Raw genomic sequence first — 15,015 nt, 5'->3', positions numbered from 1 at the left:
CCGATGGCCATCCCCTCGTTCGTCGACCGCGTCAAGCTGACGGTGCAGGCCGGCAACGGCGGCCACGGCTGCGCATCCATTCACCGCGAGAAGTTCAAGCCCCTCGGTGGACCCGACGGCGGCAACGGCGGCGACGGCGGGTCGGTCATCCTGCGCGTGGACGACTCGCTCTCCACGCTCGTCGACTACCACCGCCAGTCCGTGCGCAAGGCGGTCAACGGCCAGCCGGGCCGCGGCGACCACCAGCACGGATCCCGGGGCGAGGACGTCGTCCTCGCAGTGCCCAGCGGGACCGTCGTCAGCGATGCCGACACGGGCGAGGTGCTGGCCGACCTCACCGAGCAGGGGGCCGAGTTCGTCGTCGCCCAGGGCGGAAAGGGTGGCCTCGGGAACGCTGCGCTGGCCACGTCCGCCCGCAAGGCGCCGGGCTTCGCGCTGCTCGGCGAGGACGGGGAGAGCCGTCTCATCCAGCTCGAACTGAAGGTGGTGGCCGACGTCGGCCTGGTCGGGTTCCCGTCCGCCGGCAAGTCGTCGCTGGTGGCGGCGATCTCGCGGGCGCGGCCGAAGATCGCCGACTACCCCTTCACCACCCTGGTGCCCAACCTGGGTGTGGTCGTCGCCGGGGACGTGACCTACACCGTCGCCGACGTGCCCGGCCTCATCGAGGGCGCGTCGGAGGGCAGGGGCCTCGGCTTCGACTTCCTGCGCCACATCGAGCGCTGCCAGGCCATCGTCCACGTCATCGACCTCGGCACCTACGAGCCGGGCAGGGACCCGGTCGCCGACCTGGAGGTCATCGAGGCGGAGCTCGCCGCGCACGGCGGACTCGAGGACCGGGTGCGGCTCATCGCGCTGAACAAGGTCGACCTGCCGGACGCGCACGAGCTGGCCGAGATCGTGCGGCCCGAGTTGGCGAGGTTCGGGCACCGCATCTTCGAGATCTCCACCAAGACGGGGGAGGGCCTGAACGACCTCAAGTTCGCCATGGCCGAGATCGTGGCCGCCCGGCGCGCCTCCCTGCCCGAGGCCGCCGCGCCGAAGCCGGTGCTGCGGCCGGCGCCGGTCGGGCGCCGCCAGCCGACGGCGGAGTTCACCATCGTCAAGAAGGGCGACGGCGAGGGCGGCTTCGTGTGGCGGGTGCGGGGCGAGAAGCCCGAGCGCTGGATCCGGCAGACCGACTTCAACAACGCCGAGGCCGTCGGCTACCTGGCCGACCGGCTCAACCGGCTCGGTGTCGAGGACAAGCTACTCGACCTCGGTGCGCGCCAGGGTGACGCCGTCGCGATCGGCGGCGAGGACGCCGTCGTGTTCGACTTCGCGCCCCAGGTGGAGACCGGGGCCGAGATCCTCAGCCGCCGCGGCGAGGACGTGCGGCTCGAGGCCGACCGCCCCGCGGCGCAGCGGCGCAAGCGGATGGACGCCGAGTACCATGCGGCCAAGGAGGCCGGCATCGACTACGCGACCTCCGGCTACGAGGCGGTGGAGGAGGGCGACCCCGAGCATGAGGCGTGAGGTCGCCGACGCGAAACGCGTCGTCGTCAAAGTGGGGTCCTCCTCGCTGACCCGCGCCGACGGGCACCTGGATCCCGAACGGATCAGGACCCTGGCCCGGCTCCTGTCGTCGCTGCAGGAGCGGGGGGTCCGGGTGGTCCTCGTGACGTCGGGGGCGATCGCCGCCGCGCTGGGACCGCTCGGTCTGCGCCGCCGCCCGCGGGACCTGGAGACGCAGCAGGCCGCGGCCGCCGTCGGTCAGGGCCTGTTGATCCGGCACTACGCCGACGCGTTCGCCGAGCACGGCGTCACGGTCGCGCAGCTGCTCCTGACCGTCGAGGACGTGCTGCGGCCGAAGACCTACCGCAACGCCCTCAACACCATCTCGCGCCTGTTCCGGCTGGGCGTGGTGCCGATCGTCAACGAGAACGACACCGTGGCCACCCACGAGATCCGGTTCGGCGACAACGACCGGCTGGCGGCCCTCATCGCCCACCTGGTCCGGGCCGACGCGCTACTGCTCATGAGCGACGTCGACGCCCTCTACACCGCGCACCCCGACACCCCTGGCGCGCGGCGCATCGAGCGGGTCGATGACATCGCGGCGCTGCGGGTCGACACGTCCCGGGTCGGCTCGAAGGTCGGCACGGGCGGCATGCGCACCAAGCTGCAGGCTGCCGACATCGCGACGCAGGCCGGAGTCAGCGTCGTCCTCGGCCACGCCGACGACCTGGAGCGGGCTCTGGCGGGGGAGCCTGTCGGGACGTTCTTCGTCGCCACCAGGAAGCGCCGGCCGCGGCGGCTGCTGTGGCTGGCTTTCGCCGCCGAGCCCCGCGGGGCGCTGCGCGTCGACGAGGGGGCCAGGCGAGCGCTCACCACCGGGAAGGCGTCGCTGCTGGCGATCGGGGTCCGCGAGGTGGAGGGCACCTTCGCGGAGGGCGAGCCCGTGGAGATCGTGGGGCCGGACGGGCATCCCATCGGGAGGGGCTTCGTCGGCTACTCCAGCGCCGACCTGGTGCGCGAGATCGGGCACCGCAGCGATGAGGACGGGCACCGCGACCAGCGACCGGTCGTGCACCGCGATCTCATGATGCTGAGCGAACAGTGAGGCGATTTCACCGGCGCTGACGCGCGGCTTACGCTGAGCGGGTGATCGAAGTCTTCGGGTGGGTGGCTGCTGCTGTCGGCATCGCGTCGAATCTCCCGCAGCTGCTGCGGATCCTGCGGGCGGGCACGAGCGCCGGGGTGTCGCTGCGGCTGTGGCAGATCTCCGCCGCGACGACGGGTGCCTGGATGGTGCACGGGTTCCTCGTGCAGAAGGCCCAGATGCAGTGGCCCAACATGCTGATGTCGGGGCTGGCGCTGGTGATCGTCGTGTTCGTGCTGCGTGACCGCGGGCAGCGCATCGCCCCGCAGCTGATCCTGCCCGTGGCTCTGGCCGGGGCCCTGACCAGTGTCGAACTGATGTTCGGGGCCATGGCGTTCGGGTTCATCATCGCGGTGCCGCAGCTGATGGGGCAGGGATCGCAGCTCAAGGAGATGGTCACCGCTCCGGACCTGACAGGTGTCTCGGTGGGGTATCTGGGCATCATGCTGGTGGTGCAGGCGATGTGGTTCGTGTTCGGGCTGCTGACCACCGACTGGGCGCTCATCATCTGCGCCGGTGCGATGACGGTGGTGTGCTCGCTCAACCTCGCGGTCTACATGGTGCGGTGGGTGCGCGGCCGTTCACGCGTCGCGCTGGCCGTCTGAGCCGTCTGGGCCGTCTGGGCCCTCCCCCGCTCGCCCCCGCCCCCGCCCCACCCCGCTGGCGCGGGGTGGGGTGAGCCTGACACGCGGTCTGTGGGCGTGGGTTGAGCCTGACACGCGGGTCGCGGAGGTGAGTTGAGCCTGCGCCTGGTCTCAACCAGCGAACTGCTCCGAATAGCGGTCAATCGGCGGTTGAGCCATGGCTCAGGCTCGTCGCCGGGTGCGCAGGGCCCCGCGCACAGCGTCGGGAAGGGCAGACAGGGTCTCGGTCGAGAAGTGGAGCACGTGCCAGCCGGCTGCGGTGAGCGCCGCGTCGCGCCGCCGGTCATGATGGAACGCTTCCCTGCCGCCGTGGTGCTCGAACCCGTCAAGCTCGACGGCCAGTTTCAGATGCGGCCACGCCACGTCGACGTAGTGGTTCAGGCCGCCGAGCACCACGGGGAAGTTGGTCACCCACCCGGTGATCTTCGCCTCGCGCAGCACGCGGTGCGCGCGACGTTCCAGCCCCGACCAGGGAGCGGACCGCGAGTCCTTGAGAATCTCGCGCCGCATCGTGTTGCCGCGACGTCGCGGGGTCAGGGCGAGCGCCGCCTGGAGTTGTCCCAGCGTGACGACCCGTCGTCGGAGTGCCTCGTCAACTGCCTCAGCCCCCAACTCCGGGATGAGATCGAGAACCGTGAGCGCCGGAGCGGTACAGAGCATGCCGGATGCCGGTCTGACCAGGGCGGGAGGGATGAACCGTTCGTGGAAACGGAAGCCGGACCGGTCGTGCAGGATTGACGGGTGGGCGAGATCGACGGTGTCGCACTCGAGTTCCTCCCACCATGACTTCGCCGCTGCGCGCCCGAGCAGTGTGTAGGGACGGGTCGACGACGCGGCGGCCGCGACGCGGACGTCGAAGTCCCGCGCGCGATCGGCCAACGCGAAGATGTTCGGCAACACAGCGACGAGATGACCGCGGCACCGGTAGGCGTTGAGTGAGCGGTCCAACTCAGGGTGCAGGGTGGCGTTGATCACGAGCTCGCTCTCGAGCCTCATCCGGATGTCTTCTCTCATGCCGTCGTGATGGGCGGCGGGGGAGCCTGTGTTCCGCTATCCACAGATGAGCCTGATCCAGGTTTCAACCCAGGACATCGGCTGATTCCGCCCGATCTCGGCCGCGGCCACCGCCGGAGGCTCGTCAAGGCTGGACGAACCGCGAGTCAGGCTCAACCCACGCCCACAGACCGCGTGTCAGGCTCAACCCTCGCCCCGACCTCCCGACCCCCGCCCCCGCGCCGCGCCACCCCCGAACCGAGACGGCCGGGGCCTCGACGGCGCGCCACGCCTAGACTTCCCCCATGGATTTCCAGACGCAGGCAGTGGCCGCCCGCGGGGCGGCCGTCGAACTCGCCACCCTCACCCGGGCCGCCAAGGACACGGCACTCCACGCGATGGCCGACGCCCTCGCCGCCTCCGAGGGCCGACTGCTGGAGGCGAACGCCGCAGACGTCGAGGCGGCCCGCGCGGCCGGAACGCCAGAGTCCATCGTCGACCGCCTCGCGCTCACCCCCGCCCGGATCGACGGCATGGTGCAGGGACTCCGCGACCTCGCTGCTCTGCCCGACCCCGTCGGCGACGTCGTGCGCGGCTGGAAGCTGCCCAACGGCGTGAGCGTCCGGCAGGTCCGGGTCCCGTTCGGCGTCGTCGGCATCATCTACGAGGCCCGCCCCAACGTCACCGCGGACGCCGCCGGCATCTGCCTCAAGTCCGGCAACGCCGCGCTCCTGCGCGGTTCGTCCTCGGCGCTGAACTCCAACCGCGTCACCGTCGAGGCGCTGCGTGCCGGCCTCGAGGCGGCGGGGGTCACCCCCGACGCGGTGCACCTGGTCGAGGGCGGCCGCGACGTCACCGCCGAGCTCATGCGCGCCCGCGGCCTCGTCGACGTCCTCATCCCGCGGGGCGGCGCCGGGCTCATCCAGGCGGTCGTCGACGGCTCGACCGTGCCCGTCATCGAGACCGGAACCGGGAACTGCCACGTCTACGTCGACGCCGACGCCGACGTGGACCAGGCGATCACCATCCTCCTCAACGCCAAGACCCAGCGGCCCAGCGTCTGCAACGCCGCCGAGACGCTGCTGGTCCACCGCGACATCGCCGACACGTTCCTGCCCCGCGCCCTCCAGGCGTTGCACGGCGCCGGCGTCACCGTCCACGGCGACCCGGCCACCGTCGCCTACTCGGAGGCGGTCGTCCCCGCCGGGCCGGACGAGTACGACGCGGAGTATCTGACGCTGGATCTCGCGGCCAAGGTCGTCGACTCCCTCGACGAGGCCCTCGACCACATCCGCGCCCACACCACCGGGCATTCGGAGACGATCGTCACCCGGTCGCGCCGCGCCGCCGACCGTTTCGTCGCCGAGGTCGACGCCGCCGCCGTGCTCGTCAACGCCTCCAGCCGCTTCGTCGACGGCGGCGAGTTCGGCTTCGGCGCAGAGATCGGCATCTCGACCCAGAAGCTGCACGCCCGCGGACCGATGGGGCTGCCGGAGATGACGAGCAGCAAGTACGTCATCGAGGGCGACGGCCAGGTCCGCGCCTGACGCGCGACGGCCGACGGCGCCCAGCGCCTTGCTAGGATCGGTCGCCATGAGCCTTCTTCTGGAGACCGCCGCAGCGTCGCCCGCCATCCCCAGCTGGGTCATGGGCGCGCTGGCGCTCGTCATCTTGTTGGGTGCCATCGCCTGGATCGTCGGCTTCGGCTCCGGGCGTCCGCACTCGAAGTGACGTCGACAGAGCTGGGCATCGCCCGCGCTGCTGGGCAGCGCCGCTACCGGCTCGGCGTCATGGGCGGCACCTTCGATCCGATCCATCACGGCCACCTCGTGGCGGCGTCCGAGGTCGCGGCGAAGTTCGCGCTCGACGAGGTGGTGTTCGTCCCCACCGGCATGCCGTGGCAGAAGTCGCACCGCGAGGTGTCTCCCGCGGAGGACCGCTACCTGATGACGGTCATCGCGACGGCGTCGAACCCCCGGTTCTCGGTGTCGCGGGTAGACATCGACCGCCCAGGCAACACCTACACCGTCGACACGCTGAAGGACCTGCGCACCGAGCGCGGCCCGAACACCGACCTGTTCTTCATCACGGGCGCCGACGCCGTCCGGCAGATCCTTACCTGGTACGGGGCGGACGAGCTGTTCGACCTCGCCCACTTCGTCGGGGTCACCCGCCCGGGGGTCCCCATGACTCCCGCGGACCTGGCGCACCTGCCCGAGGACTCCGTGACGCTGCTCGAGGTCCCGGCCCTGGCCATCTCGTCCACCGACTGCCGTGAGCGCGTCCGCGCCCACGAGCCCATCTGGTACCTGGTGCCCGACGGCATCGTCCAGTACATCGCCAAGCGGGGCCTGTATCCGGCCCCGGGATCAGGAGTACCCCATGACCGTAGCTGACGACGTGCTGGCCCCCGTGCGGATCGCCGCGCAGGCGGCGGCCGACAAGCAGGGCCACAAGATCGTCGCCTTCGACGTGTCCGAGCAGCTCGCCATCACCGACGTCTTCCTCATCGCGTCCGCCGGCAACGAGCGCCAGGTCGGCGCCATCGTCGACGGCGTGGAGGAGAAGCTCATCGCCGCCGGCCGCAAGCCGGTGCGCCGCGAGGGCGACCGGGAGAACCGCTGGGTGCTGCTGGACTACATCGATTTCGTGGTGCACGTGCAGCACACGGAGGAACGGTCGCTGTACAACCTCGAGCGCCTCTGGAAGGACTGCCCGCAGATTCCGCTCGATCTCGACCTCGCCCCCGACGATCCGGCACGGTCCGACGACCCCGCCCTGTGAAGCTGGAGCACGCCACCCGACTCCTCCTGCTCCGGCACGGCCAGACCGACTGGAACGCCGCGCAACGGTTCCAGGGGCAAGCCGACGTGCCCCTCAACGACGCCGGTCGGCGGCAGGCCGAGGCCGCCGGGGCCGCGCTGGCGGCGACCGAGGTCGACGCCGTGTACGCCTCGCCGCTGAGCCGCGCCCTCGACACCGCACGCATCGTCCGCCCCGGCACTGAGGTGCACACCGATCCCCGGCTCATGGAGATCGACGTCGGCAGCTGGTCCGGGCTCACCTGGGACGAGGTCAAGGCCTCGATGCCGGACTACGAGTCGATGTACGCCAACGGCGTCGACTTCCGCCGCTCCCCGGAGGGGGAGACGCTCGCCGACGTCGTGGCGCGCGGTGTGCCCGCGGTCCTCGACATCGTCGCGACCCACCCGGACCGCACCGTGCTCGTGGTGTCGCACGGTCTGCTGCTCAACCGCGTCATCCACGCGCTTCTCGGGCTGGAGGGCAGGGTGCTCGGCGGCCTCGGCAACGCGCACTTCAGCGAACTCGGCTTCGCCCACGGGGCGTGGCGGCTGCTCGCGCACAACGTCGGCATCTTCCACGGTCCGGACCGATAATCGACTATGACGAAGATCGGCTTCCTGTCGTTCGGCCACTACCGACCGGTGGTGGGGGCGAGGGTGCCGGACGCCCGCGCCTCGCTGCGTGAGCACATCGAGCTCGCCGTCGTCGCCGACGAGATCGGCCTCGACGGGGCGTGGGTGCGGGTCCACCACTTCGAGGAGTCGCACTCCACCCCCTTCCCGCTGCTGGCGGCGATGGCGGCGGTAACCCGTCGCATCGACGTCGGCACCGGCGTGGTGGATCTCCGCTACGAGAACCCGCTGCACCTGGCGGAGGAGGCCGCTGCGACCGACCTCATCGCCGACGGCCGGCTGCAGCTCGGCGTCTCGCGCGGCAGCCCGGAGGTGGCCGCGGACGGCCAGCGCCAGTTCGGCTACAGCCTCCGCGACGGCGAGTCCTGGGCGGACCACGCGCAGTCCAAGGTGGCCCGCTTCCGCCGCGCGATCGCCGGGGAGCCGGTGGCCCACTCCGCGCGCGCACTCGCGCTGGGCGAGGGGCCCGACCTGCCGATCCGCCCCCTCAGCTCCGGCCTGCCGGACCGCATCTGGTGGGGCGCCGGGTCGCACGAGACGGGCGTTTGGACCGCCGAGCAGGGCATGAACCTGCTGAGCTCCACTCTGCTGCTGGCCGAGGACGGCCGCCCCTTCCACATCCAGCAGGCCGACCAGGTGCGCACCTACCGGCGGGTGTTCCATCGGCTCGGGCATCCGGGGCCCGGCCTCGCGGCGGTCACCCGCCCGGCCTTCCCGATCACGTCCGACGACGATCGCCGCTACTTCGGGCGGCACAGCCACGGCGGCGACAGCGTCGGCCAGCTGGACGGGTCGCGGGCCCGGTCAGGCCCCCAGATGGTGGGCACCGTCGAGGAGGTCGCGGCGATGCTCCGCGCCGACGAGGCGGTGATGGAAGCCGACCACGTGCTGTTCACCATGCCCTCGCAATTGGGCGTCGACTACAACCGGCACTGGATGGAGAACCTCATGGCCGTGGCCCGGGAGGTCGGCTGGAAGTAGGCGGTCACTCGAGCGAGGCCGGCTGGCGCCCGATCCACTCGGCCAGCTCGACTCGCGGCCCGGTGAAGAACGGGGTCTCCTCGCGGACGTGGAGGCGGGCCTCGACGCCGCGCTGGTGGCGCATGGCGTCGGTGAGCCGGTGCAGCTCGTCGGCTTCGAAGGCCAGGATCCACTCGTAGTCGTTGAGAGCGAACGACGACAGCGTCGAGGCGATGACATCCGGGTACTCGCGCCCCGCCATCCCGTGCTCCATGAGCATCTGCGAGCGGTGGGCCTCGTCGAGGTAGTACCAGTCGTAGCTGCGGACGAACGGGTACACCGTGAGCCACGGGCGCGGAGCGAACCCGGCGAAGCAGCTGGGGACGTGCGTCCGGTTGAACTCGGCCGGGCGGTGGACGCCCATCACCGACCAGACGGGCTCCAGATGCGCCCCGAGCGCGCTGCGCCGCAGCGCGTGGTACCCGGCCTGGAGCGAGGCCGGGTCGTTGGCCAGCGTCCAGACCAGGAGGTCGGCGTCGGCGCGGAACCCGCCGATGTCGTAGAAGCCGCGCACCGTCACCCCGGCGTCGGCGAGATGGTCCTCGACCTGCGTCGCGAGCCGGTCCGCGGCCTCCTCCGGGAGCGGCGCCGCGGTCGCGAACACCGAGTACATCGCGTACAGCGGAGTGGCGTTGATGGCCTCGAGGTCGACGTCCTGCTCGTCGCGGGCGTCGCGACCTGGGTGCTTGCTCATCGTCGGGGTCCTTCCTGGGCGGGGCGGGGGAGGCAGCAGCGCCCGGTGCTGAAGCGGCAGCGGGGTTCGTCGGGGCGCTCGCCGCGGGCGACCTCGGCCGCCGCGACCAGCTGGTCGACCAGCAACGACACGAAGCCCTGGTCGGTGCCGACGGTCGCCGCGCGCTCGTAGGGGAGCGCGAGCTCGGCGGCGGTGTCGCGGGCCTGCGTGTCGAGATCGTAGGCGACCTCCATGTGGTCCGAGATGAACCCGATGGGGGCCGTCACCACACCCGCGACACCCTCGGCCTGCACCTCAGGCATCCGGTCGTTGACGTCAGGTTCCAGCCACGGGATGTGGGGGGCGCCCGAACGCGAGCAGAAGGTCAGCTCCCACGCCAGCTCCTCACCCAGCTCGGCCGAGGCCTCCGCGGCGACGGCGGCGGCCACGCGCAGATGCTGGGCGTCGTAGCGTCGCTCCGGCTCACCCGTCGACGAGGCCGCGTTCATGGCCGTCGGGATGGAGTGGGTGACGAACAGCACCCGCAGCGTCTCGTCGCCGATGCGCTCCCGGAGTCGCCGCACGGCCGCGACCAGGGCCCGGGCGTTTGCCGACACGAAGCCCGGCGTCTCCGCGAAGGGGTCCACCTTGTCGATGCGGATCGCGTGTCCGTCGGCGCCGCGGATCAGGTCCTCGTGGTACTGGCGGCACCCGGAGTACGACGAGTAGGCCGACGTCGCGAGGGCCACGACCCGCTCGTGCCCGTCGTCGACGAGCGACTGGACCGTGTCCTCGATGTACGGATGCCAGTTGCGGTTGCCGATGACGACGGGCACGTCGACGCCGCGCCGCGCCAACTCGCCCCGCACCGCGTCCATGAGGGCGGCGTTGAGTTCGTTGATCGGCGACCTACCGCCGAACAGCTCGTAGTGGCGCGACACCTCGATCAGCCGCTCGTCGGGGATGCCGCGGCCCGCCGTGGCGTTGCGCATGAAGGGCAGGACGTCCTCAGACTTGTCGGGGCCGCCGTACGAGGCGAACAGAACCGCTGTGTACGGGGCGAGGGACGTCACATGGCCTCCTGGGCGTCGGGAGTGTCGAGATCGGCCACCTGCAGGTTGGTGACCGGGCAGTGCGCGTCCTCCAACCCGTCGGGGTCCACCGTCTCCGGGGCGCCGATGCCGTACAGCTCGGCCATCGCGGTCAGGTACTCCTCAGTGCGGCCCTGCTCGGCGGCCGCGCGCGCCCGGGAGGACGGGATGTGCAGCAGGCGAGTCGCGAGCCGGCGCAGCGCCAGGGCCGCGTCGTCGTGCGACAGCTGGCGCTGCGGCAGCCGCGCCACCTCGTCGGCGACCATGCCCATGACCGTGTCGCGCAGCCCGACGACGGCCGGGTCGACGATCCGGGAGCGCAGCCGGGTCATGACGTCCGCGACGCCCGCCTGGACGAGGGCCTCGGCCCGCCGCGTGTCCTCCGCGTAGCACGGCTGGATCGACGCCTGGATGCTCGCGAGGTCCACCACGACCGTTCCGGGGACCCGGGCGACGGCGGGGTCGACGTCGCGCTGCAGGGACAGGTCCAGCAGACGCATGGGACCGGTGACGTGCGCGGGCGTGATGACGGGGGAGCCGAGGCCGCGGCACGTGACGACGAGGTCGGTGCCCGCGAGCGCGTCGTCCAGGGTGGCCACGTGCTCGAGATCGTGGCTGTCGGCGAACGTCGACCCGCGACCCGACGCCGAGTGGACCCTGATGTGCGCGACGCCCTTGTGCCGCAGCGCGGCGACCACGGCGCCGGCGTAGGACCCGGTGCCGACGATCGTGGCCGTGGCGCGCGTCCAGTCCTCGACGCCCATGAGGGACAACCCGACGCCGACGACGGAGCGTCCGGCGCCTTCCAGCGCGGTCTCGTTCGCGATGCGTCGCGAGGTGCGCAGCGCCTCGTCGACGGCGATGGTCAGCGGCAGCGACGTGTGACCCGCGGCCTGGGCGTCGGCCAGGGCGCGCTTCAGCTGGCCGGCGATCTCCCGCTCGCCCACCACCATGGAGTCGAGGCCGGAGGCCACCCGGAACAGGTGACCCAGGGCGGCCTCGCCCAGGTAGAGGTCCCAGGCGGGCGGCTCGGCGAACTGCGCGTCCAGCGCCGCGCGCAGGTCCGTGTTCGCGGCGTGTCCGGTGGTGTCGAGCAGCACCTCCACGCGGTTGCAGGTGCTGAGGACCACGGCGCCCGTCACGTCCGGCAGCGAGCACATCCGCGCCGCGACACCGTCGACATCCGCGCTGATCCGCTCGACCTCGGTCAGGCCGTGGCGGTCGTGCTGGATGGAGAAGACACGCATAGTCACAGTGCGCCCCATTCAACCACGCTTGCCCGATGCGGCAGAATCAGGACCAAATGAGTTCACTTCTTTCCGCCTTGAGCGGACACCGGCCCGAGCGGCTCCCCGTCTGGTTCATGCGCCAGGCCGGCAGGTCGCTGCCCGAATACCGAGCCATCCGGGAGGGCACGACCATCCTGGAGGCGTGTCTGATGCCCGAGTTGGCGGCGGAGATCACGCTGCAGCCGGTCCGCCGGCACAAGGTGGACGCGGCGATCTTCTTCTCCGACATCATGACCCCGCTGGTCCTCGCCGGCGTGGAGGTCGAGATCCACTCCGGCGTGGGTCCGGTCATCGACAAGCCCGTGCGGACCTCCGCCGACGTCGACCGCATCGTGCGGCACTCGCTGATCGAGACCAGCGCCATCACGGAGGCCGTCCGCATCGTCACCGCCGAGCTCGGGGACGCGACCCCCCTCATCGGGTTCGCCGGCGCCCCCTTCACCCTGGCCGCCTATCTGGTGGAGGGCCGCGGCTCCCGGGACCACCTGGCGGCCCGCGCCATGATGCACGCGGACCCGCAGGCCTGGCACCGGCTGCTCGAGTGGGCCGCTGACCTGTCGGGCCAGTTCCTCGACGTCCAGGTGGCCGCCGGCGCCCGGGTGGTGCAGCTCTTCGACTCCTGGGCGGGGGCACTGACGCGGGCGGACTACGTCGAGTACGTCGCGCCGCATTCCGCGCGGGTCCTTGCCGCCGTCGAGGGGAAGGTCCCGCGCATCCACTTCGGCACCGGCACCCGGCACCTGCTGCCCGACATGGCCGCCTGCGGGGTCGAGGCCATGGGCATCGACTACCGCACGCCGCTCGACGAGGCCGCCGACCTCCTGCCCGGACTCCCGTTGCAGGGCAACATCGATCCGGCGCTGCTCGCCGCCGGGTGGCCGGCGCTCGCCGCCCACGCCCGCGACGTCGTCGACCGAGGCCGCGCCGCCCCGGCGCACGTGGTCAACCTGGGCCACGGCGTCCCGCCCACCACCGACCCGGGGGTGCTCACCGACCTGGTGGCGCTCCTCCACGAGCTGTGACCGCGGTCGTCGTCGGGGGCGGGCTCGCCGGCCTGGTCGCCGGCTACCGGTTGGCGCAGGCCGGGCGCCGGGTCACGGTCCTCGAGGCCTCCACGAGGCTGGGCGGACTCATCGCCCCCATCGAGATCGGCGGCGTCGCCGTGGACGCGGGCGCGGAGGCCTACGCGGTGCGCGGCGGAGTGGTCCGCGTGCTGTGCGAGGAACTCGGCCTCCCGGTGGCGGCGCCGCTGGGGCGTCCGCACATCTGGCGCCCGGACGGCGTGTGGCCCATGGCGGAGGGCGTCCTGGGGATCCCCGCGTCGCTCGAGGATCCGGCGCTCGACGCGCTCGACCCGCAGGACCGCGCCCGCGTGGCCCGCGACCTCGACCTTCCCGCGGAGGTGGGCGCGGAGGCCACGACGCTCGGCGAGCTCGTGCTGCTCCGGATGGGCGAGGGCGCGCTCCGTACCCTCATCACCCCTGTCGCCCGGGGCGTGTACTCCCTGGAACCCGGGCGGATGCCGCTCGCCTCGTTCGCGCCCGGACTGCGCGAGGCCCTCGCCCGGGAGGGCTCCCTGCTGCGTGCCGTCGCGGCCGTCCGCCGGCCGGGCGCGGCGGCCGTCGAGCAGCCCGTGGGCGGCATGTTCCGGCTCATCGACGCCTTGGCTGCCCGCATCACCGGCCTGGGCGGCGAGATCAGGTGCACGTCACCGGCAGTCGACGTCCACCGGGCCGGCACCGGCTTCGCGGTGAGCCTGCAGGACGGCGGCTCCGTGCGCGGCGAGCGGCTGGTCCTGGCCGGACCGTCGGCGTCCGCGTGCGGGCTGCTGGCCAAGCTCGGCGTCGATCTCGCGCCCACCCCCACACAGCCCGCGCACCTGGCCGTGCTCGGACTCAACCACCCGGGGCTCGCGGCGGAGCCGGTCGGCTCCGGCCTGCTCGTCGGCGAGCGCGACGACTCCGTGCACGCGAAGGCCCTCACCCATTACTCGGTCAAGTGGCCGTGGTCGAGGCGGCCGGGCCAGGAGATCGTGCGTCTGTCCTATCCGGAGACCTACATCCCGAGCCGCGCCGACGCCCTCGCCGACGCCGCGCGCTTCCTCCGGCTCCCGCTCAGCGACGCGGACGTCACCGGGTTCGCGGCCGTGTCGTGGGAGGAGATGCCCACGCGCATGGAGCACGCCACGCGTGACTTCTACCTGGAGGCCGCGGCGGGCGTCGGGGTCGACGTCGTGGGTGCCTGGATCGACGGCAACGGGATCGCGTCGGTCGTCGCGGGCAGCCGACGGGTGCTCAGGTGAGGCTCCGGCTCGGCACCCGCGGCTCGGCGCTGGCCGTCGCCCAGTCCACGCAGGTGGCTGAGGCGCTGACGGCGCTCGGGCACGAGGTCGAGCTCGTGCGGATCAAGACCGGGGGCGACGTGCTCACCGGCTCCCTGACCAGCCTCGGCGGGCTCGGCGTCTTCGCGGCCGAACTGCGGCGGGCGCTCCTCGACGGGCGGGCCGACTTCGCCGTCCATTCCCTCAAGGACCTGCCGACCGCCCCCGTGCCGGGACTGACGATCGCGGCGGTGCCCCGGCGTGCCGACGCCCGCGACGTCCTGTGCGCCCGCGGCGGGCTGCGGCTCGCCGAGCTGCCCGCCGGCTCGGCCGTCGGCACCGGTTCGCCCCGGCGGGTGTCGCAGCTGCGGGCGCTGCGGCCCGACCTGCGCTACGTCGACGTGCGCGGCAACGTGGGGACCCGTCTCGCGCGGGTCGCCGACGGGGACCTCGACGCCGTGGTGCTGGCCGCGGCCGGGCTGGCCCGGCTCGGGCTCGAGGACCACATCACCGACCACCTGCCGATCCTGCCCGCACCCGGACAGGGCGCGCTGGCCCTGGAGTGCCGGGTCGACGACGAACCGGTGCTCGGAGCGCTGACGGCGCTCGACGACCCCGCCACGCGGTCCGCCGTCGACGCGGAGCGCGCGGTGCTGGCAGGCCTCGGCGGTGGCTGTGCCGCACCGATCGCCGCGTGGGGGGCCGACGGCCGGCTGCGGGCCGGGGTCTTCGCGCCGGACGGATCGCGCGCCGCGCGCACCACCGTCGACCTCGACGCCCGGGCGGGGGAGGCCGCGGTGGCCGAGCTCCTGGCGTCCGGAGCGGCCGGTGTAGCGGACCTGGGCGCCGCGCGGGAGTCGCGGCTGGCGGACCTGCACGACGAGACGTCGCTGTGGCGGGGCGACACACC

At 72.5% G+C, this 15,015-nt stretch carries 15 protein-coding genes and 1 pseudogene; 12 read left to right on the top strand and 4 right to left on the bottom strand.

Annotation, left to right across the window (positions count from 1 at the left end; translation table 11 throughout):
* Positions 1–3 precede the first annotated feature (3 nt).
* The 3 genes from obgE to ACFQPD_RS11260 are packed head-to-tail and all read left to right on the top strand — an operon-like array spanning position 4 to position 3,243.
* Complete coding sequence (gene obgE, locus ACFQPD_RS11270) at positions 4–1,512, top strand: GTPase ObgE (RefSeq protein WP_353080731.1); 1,509 nt, start codon at positions 4–6, stop codon at positions 1,510–1,512.
* Complete coding sequence (gene proB, locus ACFQPD_RS11265; RefSeq protein ID WP_385900753.1) at positions 1,502–2,599, top strand: glutamate 5-kinase; 1,098 nt, start codon at positions 1,502–1,504, stop codon at positions 2,597–2,599. The genes obgE and proB overlap by 11 nt, the downstream gene beginning before the upstream one ends.
* A 41-nt stretch (positions 2,600–2,640) precedes the next feature.
* Positions 2,641–3,243, top strand: a complete 603-nt coding sequence (locus ACFQPD_RS11260) for a hypothetical protein (RefSeq protein ID WP_068752203.1) — start codon at positions 2,641–2,643, stop codon at positions 3,241–3,243.
* Between the two features lie 201 nt (positions 3,244–3,444).
* On the opposite strand, the gene ACFQPD_RS11255 is transcribed toward ACFQPD_RS11260, so the two are convergent.
* Positions 3,445–4,278, bottom strand: a complete 834-nt coding sequence (locus tag ACFQPD_RS11255) for an endonuclease domain-containing protein (protein ID WP_068752202.1) — start codon at positions 4,276–4,278, stop codon at positions 3,445–3,447.
* A gap of 302 nt (positions 4,279–4,580) precedes the next feature.
* Between ACFQPD_RS11255 and ACFQPD_RS11250 the strand changes: the two genes are divergently transcribed.
* Genes ACFQPD_RS11250 through ACFQPD_RS11225 form a run of 6 tightly spaced genes read left to right on the top strand, consistent with a single transcriptional unit; the run spans position 4,581 to position 8,693 of the window.
* A complete protein-coding gene (locus tag ACFQPD_RS11250; protein ID WP_385900751.1) occupies positions 4,581–5,822 on the top strand; it encodes a glutamate-5-semialdehyde dehydrogenase in 1,242 nt (413 codons plus the stop codon).
* 46 nt (positions 5,823–5,868) lie between these two features.
* A complete protein-coding gene (locus tag ACFQPD_RS11245; protein WP_153302428.1) occupies positions 5,869–6,006 on the top strand; it encodes a hypothetical protein in 138 nt (45 codons plus the stop codon).
* Entirely contained in the window at positions 6,003–6,671 is a 669-nt protein-coding gene (nadD, locus tag ACFQPD_RS11240; protein ID WP_068752200.1) for a nicotinate-nucleotide adenylyltransferase, read from the top strand. The genes ACFQPD_RS11245 and nadD overlap by 4 nt, the downstream gene beginning before the upstream one ends.
* Positions 6,658–7,059 carry a ribosome silencing factor gene (gene rsfS / locus ACFQPD_RS11235; RefSeq protein ID WP_068752199.1) on the top strand — a complete coding sequence of 134 codons (402 nt, stop codon included), beginning with the start codon at positions 6,658–6,660 and terminating at the stop codon, positions 7,057–7,059. Before nadD ends, rsfS begins: the two co-directional genes overlap by 14 nt.
* Entirely contained in the window at positions 7,056–7,673 is a 618-nt protein-coding gene (locus ACFQPD_RS11230) for a histidine phosphatase family protein (protein WP_385900749.1), read from the top strand. The genes rsfS and ACFQPD_RS11230 overlap by 4 nt, the downstream gene beginning before the upstream one ends.
* Before the next feature lie 6 nt (positions 7,674–7,679).
* Positions 7,680–8,693, top strand: coding sequence for an LLM class flavin-dependent oxidoreductase (locus ACFQPD_RS11225; RefSeq protein ID WP_385900747.1), 1,014 nt, complete (start codon positions 7,680–7,682; stop codon positions 8,691–8,693).
* A 4-nt stretch (positions 8,694–8,697) separates the two neighbouring features.
* Here the strand turns inward: ACFQPD_RS11225 and hemQ are convergent, their stop codons facing one another.
* From hemQ to ACFQPD_RS11210, 3 genes are read right to left on the bottom strand one after another with little or no spacing between them, the layout of a single operon-like run.
* Positions 8,698–9,426, bottom strand: a complete 729-nt coding sequence (gene hemQ / locus ACFQPD_RS11220; RefSeq protein WP_385900745.1) for a hydrogen peroxide-dependent heme synthase — start codon at positions 9,424–9,426, stop codon at positions 8,698–8,700.
* Complete coding sequence (locus ACFQPD_RS11215) at positions 9,423–10,478, bottom strand: ferrochelatase (protein ID WP_385900744.1); 1,056 nt, start codon at positions 10,476–10,478, stop codon at positions 9,423–9,425. Before ACFQPD_RS11215 ends, hemQ begins: the two co-directional genes overlap by 4 nt.
* Complete coding sequence (locus tag ACFQPD_RS11210) at positions 10,475–11,743, bottom strand: glutamyl-tRNA reductase (RefSeq protein ID WP_385900742.1); 1,269 nt, start codon at positions 11,741–11,743, stop codon at positions 10,475–10,477. The genes ACFQPD_RS11215 and ACFQPD_RS11210 overlap by 4 nt, the downstream gene beginning before the upstream one ends.
* 56 nt (positions 11,744–11,799) lie before the next feature.
* Between ACFQPD_RS11210 and hemE the strand changes: the two genes are divergently transcribed.
* From hemE to hemC, 3 genes and pseudogenes are all read left to right on the top strand, one after another.
* On the top strand, positions 11,800–12,807 hold the full coding sequence (gene hemE / locus ACFQPD_RS11205) for a uroporphyrinogen decarboxylase (RefSeq protein ID WP_385900740.1): 1,008 nt from the start codon (positions 11,800–11,802) through the stop codon (positions 12,805–12,807).
* Complete coding sequence (locus ACFQPD_RS11200; protein ID WP_385900738.1) at positions 12,804–14,087, top strand: protoporphyrinogen/coproporphyrinogen oxidase; 1,284 nt, start codon at positions 12,804–12,806, stop codon at positions 14,085–14,087. The genes hemE and ACFQPD_RS11200 overlap by 4 nt, the downstream gene beginning before the upstream one ends.
* Positions 14,084–14,968, top strand: a pseudogene (hemC, locus tag ACFQPD_RS11195) (hydroxymethylbilane synthase); the annotation flags it as partial. The gene ACFQPD_RS11200 and the pseudogene hemC, both read left to right, overlap by 4 nt.
* Between the last annotated feature and the right edge of the window lie 47 nt (positions 14,969–15,015).

It is taken from the genome of Tessaracoccus sp. O5.2 (genome assembly GCF_964266725.1).
Taxonomy (GTDB): domain Bacteria; phylum Actinomycetota; class Actinomycetes; order Propionibacteriales; family Propionibacteriaceae; genus Arachnia; species Arachnia lapidicapta.
This window is presented reverse-complemented; position numbering and strand designations above follow the sequence as displayed.

Bases quoted from the DNA above. Each gene is read 5' to 3' on its own strand.
- obgE (WP_353080731.1), top strand. From the start codon at position 4: ATGGCCATCCCCTCGTTCGTCGACCGCGTCAAGCTGACGGTGCAGGCC.
- ACFQPD_RS11250 (WP_385900751.1), top strand. From the start codon at position 4,581: ATGGATTTCCAGACGCAGGCAGTGGCCGCCCGCGGGGCGGCCGTCGAA.
- ACFQPD_RS11225 (WP_385900747.1), top strand. From the start codon at position 7,680: ATGACGAAGATCGGCTTCCTGTCGTTCGGCCACTACCGACCGGTGGTG.
- rsfS (WP_068752199.1), top strand. From the start codon at position 6,658: ATGACCGTAGCTGACGACGTGCTGGCCCCCGTGCGGATCGCCGCGCAG.
- ACFQPD_RS11245 (WP_153302428.1), top strand. From the start codon at position 5,869: ATGAGCCTTCTTCTGGAGACCGCCGCAGCGTCGCCCGCCATCCCCAGC.
- ACFQPD_RS11210 (WP_385900742.1), bottom strand. From the start codon at position 11,743: ATGCGTGTCTTCTCCATCCAGCACGACCGCCACGGCCTGACCGAGGTC.
- hemQ (WP_385900745.1), bottom strand. From the start codon at position 9,426: ATGAGCAAGCACCCAGGTCGCGACGCCCGCGACGAGCAGGACGTCGAC.
- proB (WP_385900753.1), top strand. From the start codon at position 1,502: ATGAGGCGTGAGGTCGCCGACGCGAAACGCGTCGTCGTCAAAGTGGGG.
- ACFQPD_RS11255 (WP_068752202.1), bottom strand. From the start codon at position 4,278: ATGAGGCTCGAGAGCGAGCTCGTGATCAACGCCACCCTGCACCCTGAG.
- hemE (WP_385900740.1), top strand. From the start codon at position 11,800: ATGAGTTCACTTCTTTCCGCCTTGAGCGGACACCGGCCCGAGCGGCTC.